Origin of the sequence: Streptomyces sp. L-9-10 (assembly GCF_004151105.1) — a bacterium.
Classification (GTDB): Bacteria; Actinomycetota; Actinomycetes; order Streptomycetales; family Streptomycetaceae; genus Streptomyces.
In genome coordinates, this window is sequence record NZ_PHRF01000026.1 from 106512 (window position 1) to 125987 (window position 19476).

Below are 19476 nucleotides of genomic sequence, written 5' to 3' on the forward strand. Positions count from 1 at the left end.
GCGCACTGACGCCACCCCACCCGATATCAACAGGCGCGCCCCTTTGTCCTAATTGCCGGAATTGGTAAACCTGTCGGGAAAACCCTCGCCGGTTGCTCGGTGTTCGTCAATAAAGGGGACGCAATTCCCCGGAACGAGGCATTCCGATGTTGGTGCCTTGACTCACTTCCCTTGTGGGGCACGGGACTTGGGTCGTGCGAGGGCGCGCGTTGTCCACAGAAATGCACAGGGCCCCGAAGTTATCCACAGGCTGTGTGGGAGATCTGTGGATCAGTGGAGTGGCCGTCTCAAAAGTCACGGCTGGTCCGGAGGATTTTCTCCCCAAACCCGCTTTGCGCACTCATTCGGGTGGGAATTGCTCGCTCTAACGAGTTGATCACGGGAATTGAGGTGACGCGGGGCTCCTCGGCATCCTGTGGACGGGCGGGGGGCGGCAGGAGCGATTTGTCGACTGTGTGGGCTGGTGTTGTCGACTTGTCCCCAGGGTGAGAGGCGAGCCTGTGGATAACTCTGCGATACATCCACAGGCCCCGCGGCCGGACCACAGGCCCCCACCGGGCCTCCGGGCCTCCGGGCCTCCGGGCCTCCGAGACAGGGCCTCGGCCTCAGGCGCGGCCGTCCTGGCTGCGCGCCAGCCAGTCCGACGCCTCGATGAACGCCGTATCCGAGGTCCCGGGCCGCAACGGCGGCACATCGCTCGCGGACATCCCCGCCCTCGGGTACGAGCCGAGGAACCGCACCTTGGGGCAGATCCGCTTCAGCCCCATCAGCGCCTCGCCCACCCGCCGGTCCGAGATATGGCCCTCGGCGTCGACCGCGAAGCAGTAATTACCGATTCCCGCACCTGTCGGACGTGACTGGATCAGCATCAGGTTGACCCCGCGCACCGCGAACTCCTGGAGCAGTTCGAGCAGCGCGCCCGGGTGGTCGTCGCCCAGCCAGATGACCACCGAGGTCTTGTCCGCACCCGTCGGCGCCGCCGGGCGGGCCGGCCGTCCCACCAGGACGAAGCGCGTCTCCGCGTTCTCCGCGTCATGGATCTCGGTGACCAGGGCCTCGAGGCCGTACGTCGCCGCCGCGAACTCACCGGCGAAGGCCGCGTCGAACCGGCCTTCCTGCACCAGTCGCGCCCCGTCCGCGTTCGACGCGGCCGATTCCCACAGCGCGTCCGGCAGCTGGGTCCGCAGCCAGTTCCTCACCTGCGGCTGGGCGACCGGATGACCGGTCACCGTCTTCACATCCGACAGCTTCGTCCCCGGCCGTACGAGCAGGGCGAAGGTGATCGGCAGCAGCACCTCGCGGTAGATCATCAGCGGCTCGCCGGAAGCGAGCTCGTCGAGGGTCGCGGTGACCCCGCCCTCCACCGAGTTCTCGATCGGAACCAGCGCGGCCGCGGCCTCCCCGTTCCGTACGGCATCGAGGGCCGCCGGTACGGACACCATGGGGACGAGTTCCCGCGTGGCGGATTCCGGGAGTGTACGGAGGGCCGCTTCCGTGAAGGTGCCCTCGGGGCCGAGATACGTGTAGCGCGTGGCCGACATACGGTCACCCTAATGGGCTGACGGCTCTCGTGGGTCCGGCCTGGTAAACCCCGAGGTGGGGGGCGTGCGGGCTCAGGACTCCAGGAGCCGCTGACCCACGTACTCCCCCTCCCGGGCGCCCCCGGGCACCGCGAAGAGACCGCTCGCCTCATGGCGGATGAACGCCGACAGCGCGTCCCCCCGGTCGAGCTTGCGCTGCACCGGTACGAAGCCCTTGAGCGGATCGGCCTGCCAGCAGACGAAGAGCAGCCCCGCGTCCGGTGTCCCGTCCGGCGCGATTCCGTCGTGGAAGGAGAAGGGACGGCGCAGCATCGCGGCCCCGCCGTTGGCCTCCGGCGTCGAGATCCGGGCGTGTGCGTTGCTGGGGATGACGGGCTTGCCGTCCGGTCCCCACCGGTCCAGGTCCGGTTCGGTCGTCTCCGTACCGCCCGTGAGCGGGGCCCCGTCCGACTTGCGCCGGCCGATGACCTGTTCCTGCTTGGCGAGCGAGAGCGCCTCCCAGTCGTCCAGGAGCATGCGGATACGCCGTACGACCGCGTAGGAGCCGCCCGCCATCCAGGACGGGGTGCCGGCCGCCGGGGCCGCCGGGACGAAGATCCGCCGGTCGAAGTCCGGCTCCGACGGCTTGGGATTGCCGGTGCCGTCTATCTGGCCCATCAGATTCCGGCTGGTCATGGGGTGGGGGGTGGCGCCGGGGGAACGGTTGAAGCCGTTCATCTGCCAGCGCACCCGGGCCGCCGCGCCCGCGTCCTTCTGGAGCGCCCGCAGCGCGTGGAAGGCGACGAGCGCGTCGTTGGAGCCGATCTGGATCCAGAGATCGCCGTTGCTGCGTCCGGCGTCGAGATGGTCGGAGGAGAAGGCGGGCAGCGGATCGAGGGCGGCCGGGCGCCGGGCGGCCAGGCCCGTACGGTCGAAGAAGGTGCGGCCGAACCCGAAGGTCACGGTGAGGGAGGAGGGCCCGGCGTCCAGGGCGATACCGGTGTCGTGGCCGCCGTCCGCGCCCGTGGCTCCCGCACCGCCACCCGCGGCCGGTTCGCCGGTCATCAGCGTCCGTGCCGTGTCCGACCAGCGGCGCAGCAGCGCGGCGGCTTCCCGCCGTCCCGCGCCGGGGGCCAGGTCGAAGGCGATCAGATGGCCACGGGCGTGCAGGGGAGTGGTGATGCCGGGCTGGTGCGCGCCGTGGAAGGGGACGGAGTCCGTGCCGACGCTGGTCAGCGCGGTCGCCGGCGTGGGGCGGCTCGCCGCGTACGCGCCGGCTCCGCCGACCGCGCCGAGGGCGAGTCCGGCGGCGCCCGCGGAGCCGAGCAGCCGCCGCCTGGAGACACCGGTGAGCGGGGCGCGCCCGGATCCGCCCTCGGCGGCCCCGTTCTCGGGGGTTCCGTCCTCGGGCTTCTCGCGGAGGGGCCGGGAGCGGCCGCCGTCGCGGCCGTTCCGGTTGTCGTGGTCCTGCCGGGTCGTCTCGCTCACGATGGGTCAGCCGATCTTCACGTTCTTGTCGACGGTCGTCTGGTCGATGTCGGAGGTACGGATGGTCAGCTGGAGCTGCCACTCGCCCGGCATCGGGATCTGCACGGCGTCCGCGCTCCAGTGTCCGGGAGCGAAGTGCTCGGGGACGATCGGCAGCGGACCGATCTTCTGGGCCGTGAGGGTGAAGGCGGCCTTCACCTCGGGCACGTCCAGCGGCTGTCCGTCCGGGCCGTCGACGTAGATGTGCATCGCGTTGGCGCCGGAGCGGCCGGGATCGAGGGTGAGCCGTACGGTGCCCTTGCCGTTCTCGCCGCCGGTGTCGAAGGGCAGCGTGAGGGCGAGGGGGCCCTCGGTCGCGGGCGCGGTGGCGGCCGTGCCACCGGTCGCGCCGGCTTCCTGCTCGGCCGTACGGCCCGGCTCTGTGGAGGTCAGTACGGTCGTGACGGCGAGGAGCACCACGGCGACTCCGGCTTCGGCGAGTACGGACCGGCGCAGTCCGATTCGCCCCGGATCGGAATCACGGATCCGCTTCTGGCGAGCAGTCGCCAGTGCCTCTTTCTGCCGTGCGAGCTGGGTAGCTCTCTCACTGTCACCAACGACGGTCACCGACGCGGTGGTCTCGGTCCCCCCACCGGTCTCCGATCCTGTCGCGGCTTCGGCCTCGGCTTCTGCCCCGACCCTGACCCCGGCCCTGACCCCGGCCCCGGCCTCTGCCCGCTGCTCCAGCCGTCCCGTCCACCTCCGGGAGAACCAGGCGATCCCGACCAGCACAGCGACGAGCCCGACCTTGACCAGAAGGAGTTGCCCATATGACGTGCCCCAGAGCGCCGACCACGATCCGACCTGACGCCACGACTGGTAGAGCCCGGTCGCGGCGAGTACGACGACGCTGACGAAGGCGACGCGCGAGAAGCGCCGCACCGCCGCGTTCTCGAGGGAGGGCGCCCGGTAGAGGGCGACCAGCAGCGCCGTGAGCCCGCCGAGCCAGCTCGCCACCGCCAGCAGATGCAGGACGTCCACCGGCATGGCGAGACCGGTCTGGATCCCGGTCGAGGCGTGCTCGGCGAGCGCCCACGTCCCGGCGATCCCTGCCGCGACGACCGCGCCGCCCACGGTGAGTCCGAAGGTGAGGTCCTTCCTCTCCTTGTTCTCCTCCTCGTCCTGGGGCGTCTCCCGCTTGGCGTACGCGCCGAAGAGGACGGCGACGAACAGGGCGGCGGCGCCGAGCAGCAGCAGCCGGGAGACGAGTGCCGCTCCGGTCTTGGTGGCCAGGACGTCCTGGAGTCCGCCGAGGTCGAAGGCGTCGCCCAGCTCGCCCGAGCCGGTGTACGGGCTGCGCAGGAGGAGCAGGACGAGCGTGGCGGCGGTGAGGGTGAGCCAGCCCTGCACGACGAGCCGTTGCAGGGGACGTACGGACGCGCCGCGCGGCCAGCAGCCGAGGATGAAGGCCGCGCCACCGACGAGGAGGATGAAACCGGCGTACGAGATATAGCGCGCGATGTCGTAGAGGGTGCCGACGAGTCCCCCGCCTGCTTCCTCGCTGGGCACGGCGGCCGTGGTCTTCGAGGGCGCTCCGATGGAGAAGGTGAAGGCGCCGGAGATGGGATGGCTGTCGGCGGAGACCGCCTGCCAGGCGACGGTGTAGGTGCCGTCGGGCAGTCCCGCGTGGAGGTCGACGCCGTAGGCGACGGTGCCGCCGCTGCTCAGATCGCGGATCTTCCCGGTGTCGGCGCGCTTGTTGCCCGGATCGAGCACACGGATCGAGTTGTCGCCCATGGCGATCTGTTCGGAGAAGGTGAGGCTGATGTCCTTGGGAGCGGTGGCGACCACCGCCCCGTCCTCGGGGGTGCTCCCGGTCAGTGCGGCATGCGCCGACGCCGTGCCGGAGAGCACGGTGAAGACGGTGCCGAGAAGCACCGTGGCAACGAGCAGTAGCCGCACCAGGGGTGCGGATCCGAAGCGCGGGGCGGTGGCTGTCATGGCGTGTCAGTCCCTCATCGCTGGGCCGGGTTGTAGTTGATCTCCTTCACGGGAAGCTCGACCTTGATGGGGTCGGCCTTCTCGAAGTGCAGCTCGATGCTGACCTTCTGGCCCTCCTTCGGCTGCCGCGTGAGCCCCATGAACATGATGTGGTTGCCGCCACGCGCGAGGTTCAGTTCGCCGCCGGCCGGGATGTCGAAGAACTTCACCTTCCGCATTTTCTGGTTCTCGGTGCTGTGGATCGTGATGTCGTCGGAGATGTCGCTGGTGACGGAGGTGAGCTTGTCGGCGGCGCCACCGCTGTTGGTGACGACGAGGAAGCCCGCCGCGAGATCGCCGACGGGGCGCGGCATATAGCCCCCGCTGACCTTCAACTGGGGTGTGTTGCCCGAAGGGTTGGCGGAGGAGCCGGACGAAGAGCCGGAAGCGGACGAGGAAGAGGAGGAGGAAGCGGATGACGCCGAGGAGCAGCCCGCCAGCGCCAGCGCGGCGGTCAGGGCGACGGCGAGAGCGGGAAGAGTACGGCGGTTCACGGGTTCTCACCCTTGATGAGCTTCGGCAGGTCCTTGGCGTAGTCGTCCGAGGAGGCGTCCTCGCCGTAGAGGACATATCCGCCGTCGGTCTTCGGTGAGAACGCGATGACCTGTGCGCCGTGCATCGAGACGACGGTGCCGTCCTTCTCCTTCTTGGGCGCGTCGATGCCGATGCCGAGCTGACGCGCGCCCGCCTGGATGGTGGGGAAGTCGCCGGTGAGTCCGACGAAGGACGGATCGCCCGCGCTGGCCAGCCACTTGCCGAGTTCGGCGGAGGTGTCCCGCTCCGGGTCGGTGGTGACGAAGACGACCTGGAGCTTGTCCTGGTCGGCCTTGGGCAGCGATTTACGGGCGATGGCGATGTTGCTGATCGTCGTCGGGCAGACGTCAGGGCAGTTGGTGTAGCCGAAGTAGATGAGCGTCGGCTTGCCCTTGGTCGCCTCACGGAAGTCGTACGACTTGCCCTTGGTGTCCTTCAGGACGAGGTTCGGCTTCTTGAACGGTGTGTCGAGCACCGTCGCGGCTTCGGTCTTCGGCTGGGCGGAGATATCGGCGACGGGCTTCGTGGAGTCGTCGCCGCCACCGCCGCAGGCGGTCAGGGTGAGTGCCAGGGCCGCGACGAGAGCGGCGGCGGAAGCCACCGTCTTCTTACGGGAGGTCACTGTCTTCGTGCGCATGGGGAGATTTCCTGGTCGTGGGGTACGGGCACCGGACACGCGGGCCGGGGTGTTGTCCGGCTCCGCGTGTCCCGGGCGCCTCGGGTGCCTCGGGTATGTGGTGCGCAGCGCCGTGGTGCGCGCTGCCGTGGTGCGTGAGGAGAGGAGGGAGGGAGCGCCTCAGGCCCGTCAGGCCGAACGGCGACGACCGGCCAGCACGGCGAAGGTCACCCCGGCGATGCCGACGAGGATGCCGATGAGGCCGAGGGCACGGGCGGTGGTGTCACTGGTGTCGGCGGAGGCCGTCGCGGCCTTCGCGTCGGCCGCGGCCTTGTCCTTCCCGGCCGAGGCGCCGTGCTCGTCGCCGGTGGCCGCCGTGAGCTTCAGCACGGGCGCGGGGCTGAGGGGCTCCGTCCCGTCCTCCTTGGGCTCCTCGATCCAGCGAACGATTTCCCTGTTGTCGTATGTCTGGATCGCCTTGAACACCAGCTGGTCGGCGTCTTCGGGGAGTTGTCCGACGGAGAGGGGGAACTGCTGGAACTGACCCGGTCCGATCTTGCTGCCGTCCGCGGTCCAGGTGACCTTGGAGACAGCCTCGGTGATGGTGTTGCCGTGCATCTCCAGCGGCTTGGCGAGCTTGGTCCTGGCGACGTCGATCTTCCAGCCCGGTACGGGCTGCGGCAGCACGGACGCCAGCGGGTGGTCGTCCGGGAAGTTCACTTCGACCTTGGTGGTGGAGGCGTCGTCGCGCTCGTTGGGGACCTTGAAGTTGATCGTCGCGTAACCGCCCTTGGCGGCCTCGCCCTGCGGCTGCACGCTGACATGCGCGGAGGCGGGACCGGCCAGCAGCAGAAGGGCGGTCGCGGCGATACCGCCGGCGACGGAGACGCGGGTGACGTTCTTGGCTGAGAACACAGAACACTCCACGGTGCGAGAGAAAGAGAAAGAGGTGATCAGAAGGGGGTGCCGCGGCGGCGGTGCGCGACGGCACAGCGACCTCACCCCGGTCCGTGTCCGAATATCCATCGGCACGCGGAAGCGCGGAGGGTGTCGCGTCAGGCTGCGAGGGCGAATACGGCCGGAGGGCCGCGTCTGATCACCGTGTGCTGGAGAGTTTCCCCGGCCGGTGGGGGCGGAGTGCGGTACGAGCCGTGCGGGGCGCGCGGCCGTGGCGCGGGTACGCCGGGCAGCCCGGCGCGCAGCGCCCGTACGAGGGCGAGAGCCGCGCGCAGGGCGCGCAGCGCCGCACTGTCGGTGACTTCACCGATGCCCTGCGTCGACAGCCGGCTGAGCCGGAGAAGCGCGAGATCCCCGCGGCGCAGCAGCCAGCCCGTCGCGAGAGCGGCGAGCAGATGCCCGAGCACCATGGGCAGAGAGGGCAGCAGCCCCTCACCGGCGGCGGTGGCCGACGCGGCGTTCGAGGCCGCGGGTCCGAAGGCGGATGGCATGTGCTGATGGGTGCCCGTCATCGAACCCACCGGGCGGATACCCGCGTTGGCGACGATCCGCTGTGCGTCGACCACGCTGAGTGAGGCGGGACCCGCTCCACAGGCCAGCTTCGCGGCCATTCTGATCAAAGCGTCGTCCGCGCCGGCCGGCACCTTGAGGTGCTGCTGGCCGAGGCCGAACAGGCTGTGCAGGCCGAGCTGACCAGCCGTCAGAGCGATGACGATCGAGCCCGTCGACCGCGCGCGTCCGGCGAGCGGCGCGGCGATCGCGAACACTCCCAGGAAGCCGAGGAGCAAGGTCCACCAGGGGACCGGCGCGCAGGCGGCCAGCACATGTCCCGTCGCCGACAGCACGACGCAGACCGCGGTGAACACCGCGGCCCTCAGCAGCCGCGGGGCGGCTCCGGCGTACGTGCGGGCGGGTCTGGACATGGCCGGGTCATCATCGCACTGCGGCCCCCGGCGCCGTAGGGCAGGTCCGGAAGGTCACCCTCTGTCCGATCTCTGTCCGATCCTTATCCCGTCTCCGCCCCGTCTTCGGCCTGTCTCCGTCGCGTCCTTGACCCGCTGTGTCCCGTCTCCGCTCCGCCGCCGGGCTCTGTTCCATACACCGAGATGCGCCGCGGACGCGTCCGCCGAATGAGGGTTATCACGTCAACCCCGTGCTTACGACCGGAGGTCCGGGGCAATACGTATCGGTATGTCGAGCCTCGATATGTCGAGCGCCGGTATGTCGAGCCGCAGCCTGGAGGCTGGAGCATGAGCATCTGGTGGTCTCTCCACTTGCGGCGCGAAGCCGCGAGCGTTCCGCTCGCCCGCCGCCTTCTGCTCGGCGCCATGGACACCGTGGGTGTCGACCCGGACATCTCCTTCGACCTGTCGGTCGCGCTCAGTGAAGCCTGTGCGAACGCCGTTGAGCATGGCGGGGGCGAAGGGTCCGGCGAGCCGCCCGGGGGGTACCGGGTGACCGCCTATCTGGACGGGGAGAGATGCCGTATCGAAGTGGCCGACTCGGGCCCCGGCTTTCCCGCCCGGCGGGTGGTGCAGCGTACGGCCCCCGCGCCCGCGCTCACGGCCGAGAACGGCAGGGGGCTGGGGCTGATCGAGCAGCTCGCCGATCATGTGCAGTTCGGGAACCGGCCGGGGCACGGCGCGGTGATCAGCTTCGACAAGATCCTGAAATGGCGCGAGGGCGCCCTGCTCAGAGCCATGTGAGCTCCGAGCGGAACGCCCTCCACCAGGGACCGGGATCTGAGGCCGGCCACTGAGCCCGCGTTGTGCCCGGTACCTGGCTGGTGCCCGGTATCTGATTGGCGCCGGTACCTGGTTGGTACCCGGGCGCAGAGGACCGGGGTCAGGCCTGCTTGAGCGCCGCCATCCATGCCTCGACCTCGTCGGCCCGGCGCGGCAGCGCGGCCGACAGGTTCCGGTTCCCGTCCTCCGTGACGAGGATGTCGTCCTCGATCCTGACACCGATGCCGCGGTACTCCTCGGGCACGGTCAGATCGTCGGCCTGGAAGTAGAGACCCGGCTCCACGGTGAGGCACATCCCCGGCTCCAGCGTCCCGTCCGCGTACGCCTCGCGGCGCGCTGCCGCGCAGTCGTGGACGTCCAGACCGAGCATGTGACCGGTGCCGTGCAGCGTCCAGCGACGCTGGAGGCCCAGCTCCAGGACCTTCTCGACCGGCCCATCGAGCAGCCCCCACTCGACGAGCCTCTCGGCGAGGACCCGCTGCGAGGCGTCGTGGAAGTCGCGGTACTTCGCGCCCGGCCGCACCGCCGCGATGCCGGCCTCCTGGGATTCGTACACCGCGTCGTAGATCTTCCGCTGGATCTCGCTGTAGCGGCCGTTGATCGGCAGGGTGCGCGTGACATCCGCGGTGTACAGGGTGTGGGTCTCCACACCCGCGTCGAGCAGCAGCAGATCGCCGGAGCGTACGTCACCGTCGTTGCGCACCCAGTGCAGGGTGGTGGCGTGCGGTCCCGCCGCGCAGATCGAGCCGTAGCCGATGTCGTTGCCCTCGACACGGGCGCGCAGGAAGAACGTGCCCTCGATGTAGCGCTCGCTGGTCGCCTCGGCCTTGTCGAGGATCTTCACGACGTCCTCGAAGCCGCGGACGGTGGAGTCCACGGCCTTCTGCAGCTCGCCGATCTCGAACGCGTCCTTCACGGCGCGTGCCTCGGAGAGGTGGACGCGCAGCTCCTCGTCGCGCTCGGCGGTGACCTTGTCGGTCAGCGCGGCCTCGACGCCGGCGTCGTGCCCCCGGACGTTGCGGACGGGGCCCGTGGCGTCCTTGAGAGCGGCGGGCAGTTCCCGTACGTCCTTGGCGGGGATGCCGAGCAGCTGTTCGGCCTCGGTGAGGGAGTGCCGGCGGCCGACCCACAGCTCGCCCTGGCCGTCGAGCCAGAACTCGCCGTTCTCGCGGTTGGAGCGCGGCAGCAGATAGACGGTCGCGTCGTGCCCGCCCTGGCCGGACGGACCGGTCTTCGGCTCCAGTACGAGGACGCCGTCCTGGGTCTGGTCGCCGGTGAGGTACGTGTACTCGGTGGAGGCGCGGAAGGCGTACTCGGTGTCGTTGGAGCGGGTCTTGAGGTTGCCCGCGGGGATCACCAGGCGCTCGCCGGGGAAGCGCGCGGAGAGCGCGGCGCGGCGGGCGGCGGTCTCGGACGCCTGCGCGATCGGCTCCAGGCCGTGCAGCTCGGTGTCGGCCCAGCCTGACTTCATGTTCTCTGCGAGCTCATCGGACACGCCCGGGTACAGACCGTTCTTCCTCGGCTTGATGGGTGCTTCTTCTGTTTCAGGGGTCTCCGGCTCCGGGGTCTCCGGGGTGAGCTCCTCAGCCACGTCTTCTCCTCATACGACTCGTACGACTACCGATACGACGACCGATACCGACTACGGATCCGGACCATCTGCTGATCTGGGCCATCTTTTCCATCGTATGTGCGAGGGGAGGAAGGCTCCGGCTCTCTAGGGGAAATCCGTCATGATCACTCAAAGCGGGCGGCGAGCAGTACGAAGTCCTCGTGCGGTTCCGGGGGGCCGGCCGGCCCCGGTCCTGTGGGCGGCAGGGCCCGCAGTACGTGGTCGGCGACCGCTCCCGGATCGTCCCTGGCGGTCGCGGGGACGCTCGCGGCCGCCGCGTGCAGCCGGGCGAAGGCCCGGTCCATGGGCTCGCCCGTACGGCGCAGCAGGCCGTCCGTATAGAGCAGCACCGTTTCTCCGGGTGCGGTCACCAGCTCCACGCTCGGCGCCTGCCAGCAGGACAGCATTCCGAGCGGCGCGGACAACGACGTCTCGACGAACTCGGTGCGCCGGTCCCCGACGACCAGCGGGGGCGCGTGGCCGGCTCCGGCCAGTAGGAGCGTGCGCCGGGCGGGTTCGGCGTATGCGAAGAGCGCGGTGGCCGTACACGCGGGCTCGGTCAGCCGCAGCAGCAGCTCCAGATCGGAGAGGACGGCGATGGGGTCCTCGCCCTCCATCACCGCGTACGCCCGCAGGGCGGCGCGCAGTCGTCCCGTCGCGGCCGGCGCGCCGGGCCCGGAGCCGCTGACCGAGCCGACGGCGAGGCTGAGAGCGCCCTCGGGGAGCGGCAGCGCGTCGTACCAGTCGCCGCCGCCACCCGGCGTGGTGCGGTGGCGCGCGGCGAGTTGTACGCCGGGCATCCGGGGCAGCCGGCCGGGCAGCAGCTCGCGGGTGAGGGTGGTCATATGGGCGCGGGCCCGTTCCAGCTCCAGCAGACGGGAGAGGTGTTCGCCGGCGTAACGGACGTAGAGACCGATCAGATGGCGCTGCCGTTCGGTCGGCTCGGTGGGTTCGTCGTACAACCAGACGGCGGCACCGAGCTTCGCGGGCAGAGGGGGCTGAGCAGGCGGAGGGGACTGAGGGAGCTGAGGGAGCTGAGGGACCTGAGGGGCTTCTGCGGGAGGGCCCTTCGCGCCACCGACCAGGAGCGGTACGGCGTAACTGGCGCCGAGGCCGAGCCGCGCCGCCACCTCGCGCTGGCGCGGATCCGTTTCTGCTGGCGTTCCCGTTGCCGTTCCCGCTTCTGCTCTTGCACCCGCGTCCGTGTCGGCGAGCAGATCGGGGACAACCACCGGTTCGGCCGGTCCGCCGATGCCGATGCCGTCGCCGTCGCCGTCGCCGTCGCCGTCGAGGAGCCTGCCGTACGAGGTGGCGCGGCGCGGCACGGTCTCCAGGTGGCCGAGATCGGCGTGGCTGAGTCCGAGCCCCAGGGTGGTGACGGGACCGAGACCGTCGGCCGGTTCGAACAGGACGAGACCCCGTCGCGCGCCGGCCAGGGCGGCGCCGGCGCGCAGCAGTTCGTGCAGCGCGCTGTCCAGGAAACGGGTCCTGGCCAGGCGTTCGGTGAGTTCATGGAGGGTGGTGAGATCGGAGACCCAGCCCGCCAACTGGTCCTGGATCAGCACGCCCGGAGCGGCCGGCAGGGCGTCGAGGGGCGGAGCAGTCTGCGCGGGGGCAGGGACCGTGGAGTTGATTCCAGCCACTTTCGGCATGTGCGGAGCGCTCATAGCAGCCGACTTCCGAGACGGTTCATTTCACTCAATAGCATTGCAAACCCCCATGTCATTCTGCGCAGCTATCAATAGATCCACATCTACACGTACAGCTGATGTGATGTCCAGCATTGTCCTAGAGGAACGACGGGTGTCTGTGAGACGCTGAACTTGGCTAAAAAATGACCCTGGTGATGTGGTTTTGCGGTCGACTGAGGGCGCTCAACTGGGAGTCCTTCAGGGCTGAGTTCGAGTACGACCCGGGTGGAGCGTCATTTCGAACGTGATGGGTACGTAAACGGTGACGGACAGGGGCAGTTGGGACCGCCTCGGAACCTGCCGACGGGCTTCGGCGTCTTAACCGCCGTAACTCACACCCATCCCCCGGAGTGGCGGGAAGAGTACAGCGGTACGGCAGCGGGACAGTAAGCGCCATGCGCACGCCACCCCTCGCCACGCGTTTAATGAAGACAGTCCGAGTTCGGTTCAGGGACGGTGCGACGCACCACGGCCGAGAAGGTCTGTCCATCGCCTCGGGCAAGGGGCGGCCACGCGTCGAAATGTACGCACGGTGAAGTGATGCACACACATGGTGTCAGTGTCATGTGGACCTCGGCGTTCAACGGAAAGGAACGAGCGCTCATGCGCGAGATCCTCGGAAGGCGACGCAGGCTCCGGTTCCGGCGCAAGGGGAGGGCTGCTCAGCTTGACGCGGCGCTCACCTACGCCACTGCGTGGAGATGGCCCGTACTGCCGGGCGCCGGACTCACGTCGGCCGGCGGACGCGGGACACGCGGCCACGCATGCGCCTGCCCCGACCTCGAATGCGTCGTGCCCGGCGCGCACCCCTTCGACCCCGGGCTGCTCGCCGCGACCACCGACGAGCGAATGGTGCGCTGGTGGTGGGGCAACCGCCCCACGGCCCCGATCGTGCTGGCCACGGGCGACAGCGCGCCGTGCGCGGTGAGCCTCCCCGCGGTCGCCGGTGCGCGTGCGCTGGTGGAGCTGGACCGGATGGGCATGCGGCTGGGGCCGGTTGTCGCGACCCCGACCCGCTGGTCGCTGCTCGTGGCCCCGTACAGCCTCGAACAGCTCGGTGAGCTGCTCTACAGCAAGGACTGGGTGCCCAGTTCGCTGCGGTTCCACGGCGAGGGCGGCTATCTGGTGCTGCCGCCGTCCGAGGCGGCCGGCGGACAGGTGCGCTGGGAGCGGGCGCCTCTGGAGGGCTCCGCGGCGCCCTGGCTGCCGGATGTGGAGGCGGTCGTGGACGCGCTCGTCGAGGCGAGCACGAGTGCGCCGGACGGCGGCAGCCGGCTCGCGTACTGACGGCAGCCCGTGTACCGCCTCGGCGTTGTTGAGGGCTCTTCGCGCCCCGGTCCGGACTGACCCGGACCGGGGCGCGTTCACGCTCTGTCACTCGTCCGGGTGCGAGTGCGGCCGAGTTGCCGGGGAATTGGGCGCGCGGGGTCCGTGGGCGCCTCATTCCGTCGATATCTTCGGCCCACCGTCAGCAATTCCCCGGCAGTGACAGGTGGGCCCCACCATGAATCTCCGCATGATCGGGCTCGCGGCCGTCGTGGTGTTCACCGCACTGCTGCCGCTCGCCGCCTCCGCCGGCCCGGCGGACGGCCCTCCGTCCGACGCGGGAGCGAGGAGCGGTACGACTGCGATGGGCGGCAGAGGGGGCGGCAGAGAGAGCGGTACGGCGAGCGGCGCGGCGCGAGCCATGGCGAGAGGCGCGTCCGGGGTCCTTGCGGATGCGAAGACGGCACTTTCGTCTGTGTCCGGAATTAAAGGGTCCGCCATGGCTGTGAGCGCTGAGGGCGCTGGGCCTGCCGGTGGGGGTGGTATGGACCCCGGGGGACGCACTACCGAGCGATGCGGGCCCGAAGTCACCTCTCCCGAGGGAATCGAGGCGCAGACCTGCGTCCTGACCGCGGGGCGCGACAGGACGGGCGAGCCCGGCAGCCCCGGCAGGTCTGCCAGCCCTGCCAGCCCTGCCAACCCTGGCGGGTCTGGTGGAACCGTCGGTCTCGACACGTGGGCGCGTACGTACTACCGCAACGAGACGGGCGGTGAACTGCTCGCCGTACTGAGCCTGATGGGCCCGTACGGGCGGACCGTGCAGATCCACTGCCCGATCGGTGCCGACGACGAACCGGCGATCTGCGAGACACCGCGCGAGCCGTCCCGGGGCGAACACACCGCCTACATGGCGGTGGCGGAGTTCTCCGCTCCCGCGAACAGTGGGAACAGAGGGAACGGCGGGTACAGCGGGCACAACAGGGAGACCGAGGGATACAGCGCGAAGAGTGCGGAGAGCGTGGAGACCGCGCCGCTGCTGCTGAGGTCGGGAAGCAACTCACCTGCTCCGGCGGCTCGTTGACACGCCGGGGGCGTCCGAGAACGCGGACGCCCGGTCGCTGGCGACGGGGGATGCACCAGCGACCGGGCTTCTAGAACCGTAACAAGAGATCGGCGGTTAGCAAATTCGATCCGGTGTATTCGGACAATGAATTACCTGCCGGTAGAGGAAGTTGTGACAGGTGTCACCGACTTCCGTGGAACGCGTCACAGTCCGTCGGGACTGTCAGCTCAGCGTCACCTGGCGGTTGGTGAGCCCGCCACGCGCCCGGCGTTCGTCGCCGGTCAGCGGCTCGTCGACGGCGAGCGCCGCGGTGAGCCGCTCGGCGAACTCCGCCGCGGGCTTCTCGCACTCCTCCGCGCCCATCGCGCTCGGCAGGTCCCACACCGGCACCGTGAGTCCGTGTGCCCGGAAGGAGCCGACGAGCCGGGTGCCCTCACCAAGGCTTGATGTGCCCGCGGCGTGCAGCCGGGCGAGCGCGTCGAGCAGCTTCTCCTCGGGGTACGGCATGACCCAGCGGAGGTGGTTCTTCTCCGGCGTCTCGCACCAGTACGCGGCGTCCGTACCCGAGAGCAGCGCGGTGGGGATCGCGGCGGCGTTGGCGCGCTCCAGGGAGGCGGTCACCTCCGCCGAGGCGTTCTGCGCGTCCGGCACCCAGAACTCGAACCCGGAGTGGACGACCGGTGTGAAGGCGGCGTCGGGGTCGAGCAGGTCCTGGAGGCGCGGACCGTCGGCGGGCACCCGCTCGGCGGCCACCGGGTTGCCGGGCTCCGCGGTCAGCGCGCGCCGGAGCGTGTCGGCCAGATCGCGGCTCAGATCACCGGACGAGGTGTCGTTCTGGAGGGCGAGCAGTACGGAGCCGTCGTCGCGGCGCAGGGCCGGCCAGGCCATCGGCAGGACTGTCGCGAGGGTCACGGACGGAACTCCCTCGGGCAGTCCGCCCTTCAGGGTCAGCTCGGCGGTCGCGGCGGGCACCAGCTCGCGCAGCGCGACCCAGTCGCACTCACCGGCGAGACCCTCGAAGGGACGCTGGACCAGCTCGGTCACGGCGTGCGCGGCGGCTCGGCCGTGACAGGCCTTGTAGCGACGGCCCGACCCGCACGGGCAGGGCTCACGGGCCCCCACCACCGGAATGGGTCCGTCCTTGAGCTGAGCCTTCGCGGCCTTCGTCTGGGGGCGCTTCTTGGCCATGGTGTGGCTTTCTCCCGGTAGCGGCGATGCGGTGTCGGCGCGAGCCTAGCCGTACGGGGATTGGCGGGGGTGCGATGCGGCCGCGCGAACGGGCGAGGCGGCGGGTCGGCGGGGCGATGCGTTGACGAGGCGGAGGGGCGGTCGGTCCCTGTCCTCCAGGACGTCCGCGTCCTCCGGGACGTCCGCCAGATCCTGACCCGGTCCGTTCAGCCTGCCCGGTCCGTTCAGCCTGCCCGGTCCGTTCAGCCTGCCCAGTCCGTTCGGTCCAGTCCGTTCGGTCCGTCCAGTCCGTCCAGGCCGCTCAGTCCGTCGAGGCCCTCCAGCGCGTCCAACCCGTTCAACCCGTCGAGTCGTCCGTCCAGTTCCTCCAGGCCGTCACGGCTCTCCCGCCCCTGGTGGGGTGATGTGACGCGCGTAGCGAAATTGTCGTGACGATGCCCTTCCGTTTTCGTGACGATGACCCACACCGTGACTTCTCCGGAAGCGCTGTCCCGTACCCCCCACTCCTCGGCGAGGGCCGTGATGATGTTGAGCCCGCGCCCGCCGCGTGCCGTGACCGAGGGTGTGGCGGGGATGGGCCGCGTGGGACCACCGCCGTCCGTCACCTCGACGGTCAGCCGGCCCGCCTTGTCCACGCGCCAGGCGGCACGGACATCGCCGTCCCCGATCTCCGTACGCCCCAGCGGTCTGCCGTGCCGACAGGCATTGCTGAGCAGTTCGGAAAGGATCAGTACGGCGTCGTCCACCACCGAGTCCGACATCCCGCTGCGCCTCAACTGTTCGCGCATCCGGTGTCGCGCTTCGCCTACGCCCGCAGGGCCATGGGGTACGGCCATGCACGACGACGTGGGCACTTTCTGTGCCACCACAAACGCCACCCCCGAGACCTCCTTTGCCCCACGCCACCGTGTGGATGCCCCAATGGCCTGGACCGGAAACCGGCCAGGGGAAGGCCATTGACGCACTCATGACGTTCGAACACAGAACGAACGCGCCGGTGCACTCTTCGTCACTGTCCGTGAGTCGGAGTCAGGAAATGTCAGGTGAGGCGGCCCAGCTGGGAGAGAACCTGTTTGGGGCGATTGGTGATGATCGCCTCCACTCCGAGGCGAACGCAGAGATCGACATCTTCCGGCTCATTCACCGTCCAGACATGGACACGGTGGCCCGCCCTGTGCAGTCGGGCGATGTATCCCGGGTGGTTACGGACGATCCGCATCCCGGGACCCGCGATCCTCGCCCCCGCGGGAAGCCGTCCGTCGCGCAGCCGGGGTGACACGAACTGCATCAGGTAGACGGTCGGCAGCTGGGGCGCGGCGGAGGCGATCCGGTGCAGGGAGCGCGCCGAGAAGCTCATGATCCGAACGGCCGACTCGCCGGGAACGGGTCCGCCCGGCACGGACCGGCCCCGGAAGGGCTCGCCGGGAGGCGTGCCGCCCGGGGCGCGGCCGCCCCGCGTGGGGCCGCCCGGGGTCCGGCCGCCGCGCGCGGAGTCGTCCACCAGCCCGAACCGCCTCAGTAGTTGCAGCAGCCGTTCCTCCACCTGCCCGGCCCACCGGGTGGGGTGCTTGGTCTCGATGGCCAGCTGGATGGGGCGGCCGGCGTCCGCGACCAGTTCGAGCAGGCGCTCCAGCGTCAGTACGGAGGTGAACTCCGGGTCCCGCCAGTCCGGGCTCTCCTCGCTGTCCTTCCAGGAGCCGAAGTCGAGGGTCGCGAGATCGGCGAGTTCCAGGGCGGAGACGGCGCCGCGGCCGTTGGAGGTGCGGTTCACCCGGCGGTCGTGGACGCAGACGAGATGGCCGTCCGCGGTGAGCCGTACATCGCACTCAAGCGCGTCGGCGCCGTCCTCGATGGCTTTCGTGTACGCGGCCAGGGTGTGCTCGGGGGCGTCCTCCGAGGCTCCGCGGTGGGCGACGACCTGGATGCTGTGCTGGCGTGCTTGAGTCACCGCGTCATGGTGTCATCGTGAGGGGGTACGTGAGTGAACGGTTGGTGTCTCACGGCCGGTCGGTCCAGGTGCGTTCTTTTTGTCCGGTGTAAAGGATGACGGACAGATGCACAGGTCCTGCTTACAGTGGCCTGACGTGCTGTGGGAAAAGCTGACCGCGGACACTTGCACAGCGGACTCTTGCCGAAGACGACGTGGAACCGAGGAGAAAGAGCTGTGAGCACTGAGAACGAGGGCAACGCGGTCCCCGCCGCCCCGTCCGTACCTCCCGTGCCGGATGCCGCTCCCGAGGGCACGCCCGCGTCCGCTCCGCGAGGGGCAGCGCCTGAGCCGACGGCGCACGAGCCGGCTCCGCGTGAGCCGGCCCCGCGTGAGCCGGTGGCACCGACGGCCGACCAGGCGGGCCGTTTCCCCGAGTCCGCCCCCCAGTACCCGTCGCCACAGCCACAGCCACAGTCGCAGCACGGTCCCGCGCCGGAGCATGCCGCCGCCGCGCCGCCGCGCGCGGCGGACGCGGGCTGGCCCCCGCCGCCGCCCGAGTTCCCCTCGTACGGCTCGTACGGCGGAGCGGGCGACGAAGGAGTGGGCAACGGCGGTCCGGCCTGGGGCGCGCCGGTGCAGGGACACGAGCCGAGGCCGCCGCGCAAGCGCCCGAGCGGGCTGATCACCGCCGTGCTCGCGGCCGCGCTGATCGCGGGCGGCGTGGGCGGCGGGGTCGGTTACTGGGCCGCCGAGAGCAACGACGACGGCTCGATCGGTTCGACGACCGTCTCCGCGGCCGACGCCCCGAAGGAGGTCAAGCGCGACGCCGGTACGGTCGCCTCGGTGGCCGCCAAGTCGCTGCCGAGCGTCGTCACCATCGAGGCGCAGGGCGGCAACGGCGAAGGCGGTACGGGCACCGGCTTCGTCTACGACAGGGAAGGCCACATCCTCACCAACAACCACGTGGTGGCCTCCGCGGCGAACGGAGGTGACCTCACGGCGACCTTCTCCAACGGCAAGAAGTACAACGCCGAGGTCGTCGGCCGGGCCGAGGGCTACGACGTGGCCGTGGTGAAGCTGAAGGAGGCGCCTCCCGGGCTGACCCCGCTCCCGCTCGCCAACTCGGAGCAGGTGGCCGTCGGGGACTCGACGATCGCGATCGGCGCGCCGTTCGGTCTCTCCAACACGGTCACCACGGGCATCATCAGCGCCAAGAACCGCCCGGTCGCGTCGGGTGACGGCTCCGGCTCCAGCAACTCGTACATGAGTGCCCTCCAGACCGACGCCTCCATCAACCCGGGCAACTCCGGTGGCCCGCTGCTGGATTCGCGGGGCGCGGTCATCGGCATCAACTCGGCCATCCAGTCGGCGGGCAGCGGCGGCATGGGGCAGTCCCAGGCGGGCTCCATCGGGCTGGGCTTCGCCATCCCGATCAACCAGGCGAAGAACGTGGCCGATCAGCTCATCAAGACGGGCAAGCCGGTCTACCCCGTGATCGGCGCCACGGTCACGATGGCCGAGGGCGGCGAAGGTGCCACGATCTCGGCCCAGGGCGAGGGCGGCAGCCCGGCCGTCGTCCCGAACGGCCCGGCCGCCAAGGCGGGTCTGAAGGCCGGGGACGTCATCACCAAGTTCAACGGCACCCCGATCGACAGCGGCCCCACCCTCATCGGCCAGATCTGGACCCACCGGCCCGGCGACAAGGTCACCCTGACCTACAAGCGGGACGGCAAGGAGTCCACGGCCCAGGTGACCTTGGGCGAGCGCCAGGGCGAGAGCTGACGGGCGGGCCCGTACGCGTCACCGGGCCCGTACCTTGACATCGGGCCCGTATCCGGAGGCCGGCG

The 19476-nt window shown here is 70.2% G+C and carries 16 protein-coding genes; 4 read left to right on the forward strand and 12 right to left on the reverse strand.

Annotated elements, in window-relative coordinates; all coding sequences use genetic code 11:
* Positions 1-605: 605 nt before the first annotated feature.
* From pheA to CU044_RS05775, 7 genes are all read right to left on the reverse strand, one after another.
* Positions 606-1541, reverse strand: coding sequence for a prephenate dehydratase (gene pheA / locus CU044_RS05745; RefSeq protein WP_129767347.1), 936 nt, complete (start codon positions 1539-1541; stop codon positions 606-608).
* A gap of 72 nt (positions 1542-1613) precedes the next feature.
* The gene (gene efeB / locus CU044_RS05750) at positions 1614-2849 is read right to left on the reverse strand and encodes an iron uptake transporter deferrochelatase/peroxidase subunit (protein ID WP_240045390.1); all 1236 of its coding nucleotides are present in this window, start codon (positions 2847-2849) and stop codon (positions 1614-1616) included.
* 165 nt (positions 2850-3014) lie between these two features.
* Entirely contained in the window at positions 3015-4988 is a 1974-nt protein-coding gene (locus CU044_RS05755) for a copper resistance protein CopC (RefSeq protein ID WP_129767349.1), read from the reverse strand.
* Positions 4989-5002: 14 nt separating this feature from the next.
* Positions 5003-5521: a copper chaperone PCu(A)C gene (locus CU044_RS05760; RefSeq protein WP_129767350.1), complete on the reverse strand. Its 519-nt coding sequence runs from the start codon at positions 5519-5521 to the stop codon at positions 5003-5005.
* A complete protein-coding gene (locus CU044_RS05765) occupies positions 5518-6198 on the reverse strand; it encodes an SCO family protein (RefSeq protein WP_129767351.1) in 681 nt (226 codons plus the stop codon). Before CU044_RS05765 ends, CU044_RS05760 begins: the two co-directional genes overlap by 4 nt.
* A 168-nt stretch (positions 6199-6366) precedes the next feature.
* Complete coding sequence (locus CU044_RS05770) at positions 6367-7092, reverse strand: YcnI family protein (RefSeq protein WP_240045369.1); 726 nt, start codon at positions 7090-7092, stop codon at positions 6367-6369.
* Positions 7093-7232: 140 nt separating this feature from the next.
* Positions 7233-8057: a hypothetical protein gene (locus tag CU044_RS05775; RefSeq protein ID WP_129767353.1), complete on the reverse strand. Its 825-nt coding sequence runs from the start codon at positions 8055-8057 to the stop codon at positions 7233-7235.
* 327 nt (positions 8058-8384) lie between these two features.
* Here CU044_RS05775 and CU044_RS05780 point away from each other — a divergent pair, with 327 nt between their 5' ends.
* Positions 8385-8840, forward strand: a complete 456-nt coding sequence (locus CU044_RS05780) for an ATP-binding protein (RefSeq protein ID WP_129767354.1) — start codon at positions 8385-8387, stop codon at positions 8838-8840.
* 139 nt (positions 8841-8979) lie between these two features.
* On the opposite strand, the gene CU044_RS05785 is transcribed toward CU044_RS05780, so the two are convergent.
* Both CU044_RS05785 and CU044_RS05790 read right to left on the reverse strand, forming a co-directional pair.
* Positions 8980-10470: an aminopeptidase P family protein gene (locus tag CU044_RS05785; RefSeq protein ID WP_129767355.1), complete on the reverse strand. Its 1491-nt coding sequence runs from the start codon at positions 10468-10470 to the stop codon at positions 8980-8982.
* A 146-nt stretch (positions 10471-10616) separates the two neighbouring features.
* A complete protein-coding gene (locus CU044_RS05790) occupies positions 10617-12158 on the reverse strand; it encodes a PP2C family protein-serine/threonine phosphatase (protein WP_129767356.1) in 1542 nt (513 codons plus the stop codon).
* Between the two features lie 627 nt (positions 12159-12785).
* On the opposite strand from CU044_RS05790, the gene CU044_RS05795 reads away from it, so the two are divergent.
* Entirely contained in the window at positions 12786-13469 is a 684-nt protein-coding gene (locus CU044_RS05795) for a bifunctional DNA primase/polymerase (RefSeq protein WP_129767357.1), read from the forward strand.
* A gap of 523 nt (positions 13470-13992) precedes the next feature.
* Entirely contained in the window at positions 13993-14529 is a 537-nt protein-coding gene (locus CU044_RS40155; RefSeq protein WP_345790119.1) for a hypothetical protein, read from the forward strand.
* A 204-nt stretch (positions 14530-14733) separates the two neighbouring features.
* On the opposite strand, the gene CU044_RS05805 is transcribed toward CU044_RS40155, so the two are convergent.
* The 3 genes from CU044_RS05805 to CU044_RS05815 form a co-directional block, all read right to left on the reverse strand.
* Positions 14734-15699 carry a DUF5926 family protein gene (locus CU044_RS05805; protein ID WP_129767358.1) on the reverse strand — a complete coding sequence of 322 codons (966 nt, stop codon included), beginning with the start codon at positions 15697-15699 and terminating at the stop codon, positions 14734-14736.
* 242 nt (positions 15700-15941) lie between these two features.
* The gene (locus tag CU044_RS05810; protein ID WP_345790120.1) at positions 15942-16577 is read right to left on the reverse strand and encodes an ATP-binding protein; all 636 of its coding nucleotides are present in this window, start codon (positions 16575-16577) and stop codon (positions 15942-15944) included.
* Positions 16578-16738: 161 nt separating this feature from the next.
* Entirely contained in the window at positions 16739-17647 is a 909-nt protein-coding gene (locus CU044_RS05815) for a glycerophosphodiester phosphodiesterase (protein ID WP_129767360.1), read from the reverse strand.
* Between the two features lie 216 nt (positions 17648-17863).
* Between CU044_RS05815 and CU044_RS05820 the strand changes: the two genes are divergently transcribed.
* Positions 17864-19411, forward strand: coding sequence for a trypsin-like peptidase domain-containing protein (locus CU044_RS05820; protein ID WP_129767361.1), 1548 nt, complete (start codon positions 17864-17866; stop codon positions 19409-19411).
* Positions 19412-19476: the final 65 nt, after the last annotated feature.

What these genes read in the sequence shown, in the direction of transcription:
- pheA (WP_129767347.1), bottom strand. Translation starts at nt 1,541, where the DNA reads ATGTCGGCCACGCGCTACACGTATCTCGGCCCCGAGGGCACCTTCACG.
- CU044_RS05755 (WP_129767349.1), bottom strand. Translation starts at nt 4,988, where the DNA reads ATGACAGCCACCGCCCCGCGCTTCGGATCCGCACCCCTGGTGCGGCTA.
- CU044_RS05765 (WP_129767351.1), bottom strand. Translation starts at nt 6,198, where the DNA reads ATGCGCACGAAGACAGTGACCTCCCGTAAGAAGACGGTGGCTTCCGCC.
- CU044_RS05775 (WP_129767353.1), bottom strand. Translation starts at nt 8,057, where the DNA reads ATGTCCAGACCCGCCCGCACGTACGCCGGAGCCGCCCCGCGGCTGCTG.
- CU044_RS05780 (WP_129767354.1), top strand. Translation starts at nt 8,385, where the DNA reads ATGAGCATCTGGTGGTCTCTCCACTTGCGGCGCGAAGCCGCGAGCGTT.
- CU044_RS05790 (WP_129767356.1), bottom strand. Translation starts at nt 12,158, where the DNA reads ATGAGCGCTCCGCACATGCCGAAAGTGGCTGGAATCAACTCCACGGTC.
- CU044_RS05795 (WP_129767357.1), top strand. Translation starts at nt 12,786, where the DNA reads ATGCGCGAGATCCTCGGAAGGCGACGCAGGCTCCGGTTCCGGCGCAAG.
- CU044_RS40155 (WP_345790119.1), top strand. Translation starts at nt 13,993, where the DNA reads ATGGACCCCGGGGGACGCACTACCGAGCGATGCGGGCCCGAAGTCACC.
- CU044_RS05805 (WP_129767358.1), bottom strand. Translation starts at nt 15,699, where the DNA reads ATGGCCAAGAAGCGCCCCCAGACGAAGGCCGCGAAGGCTCAGCTCAAG.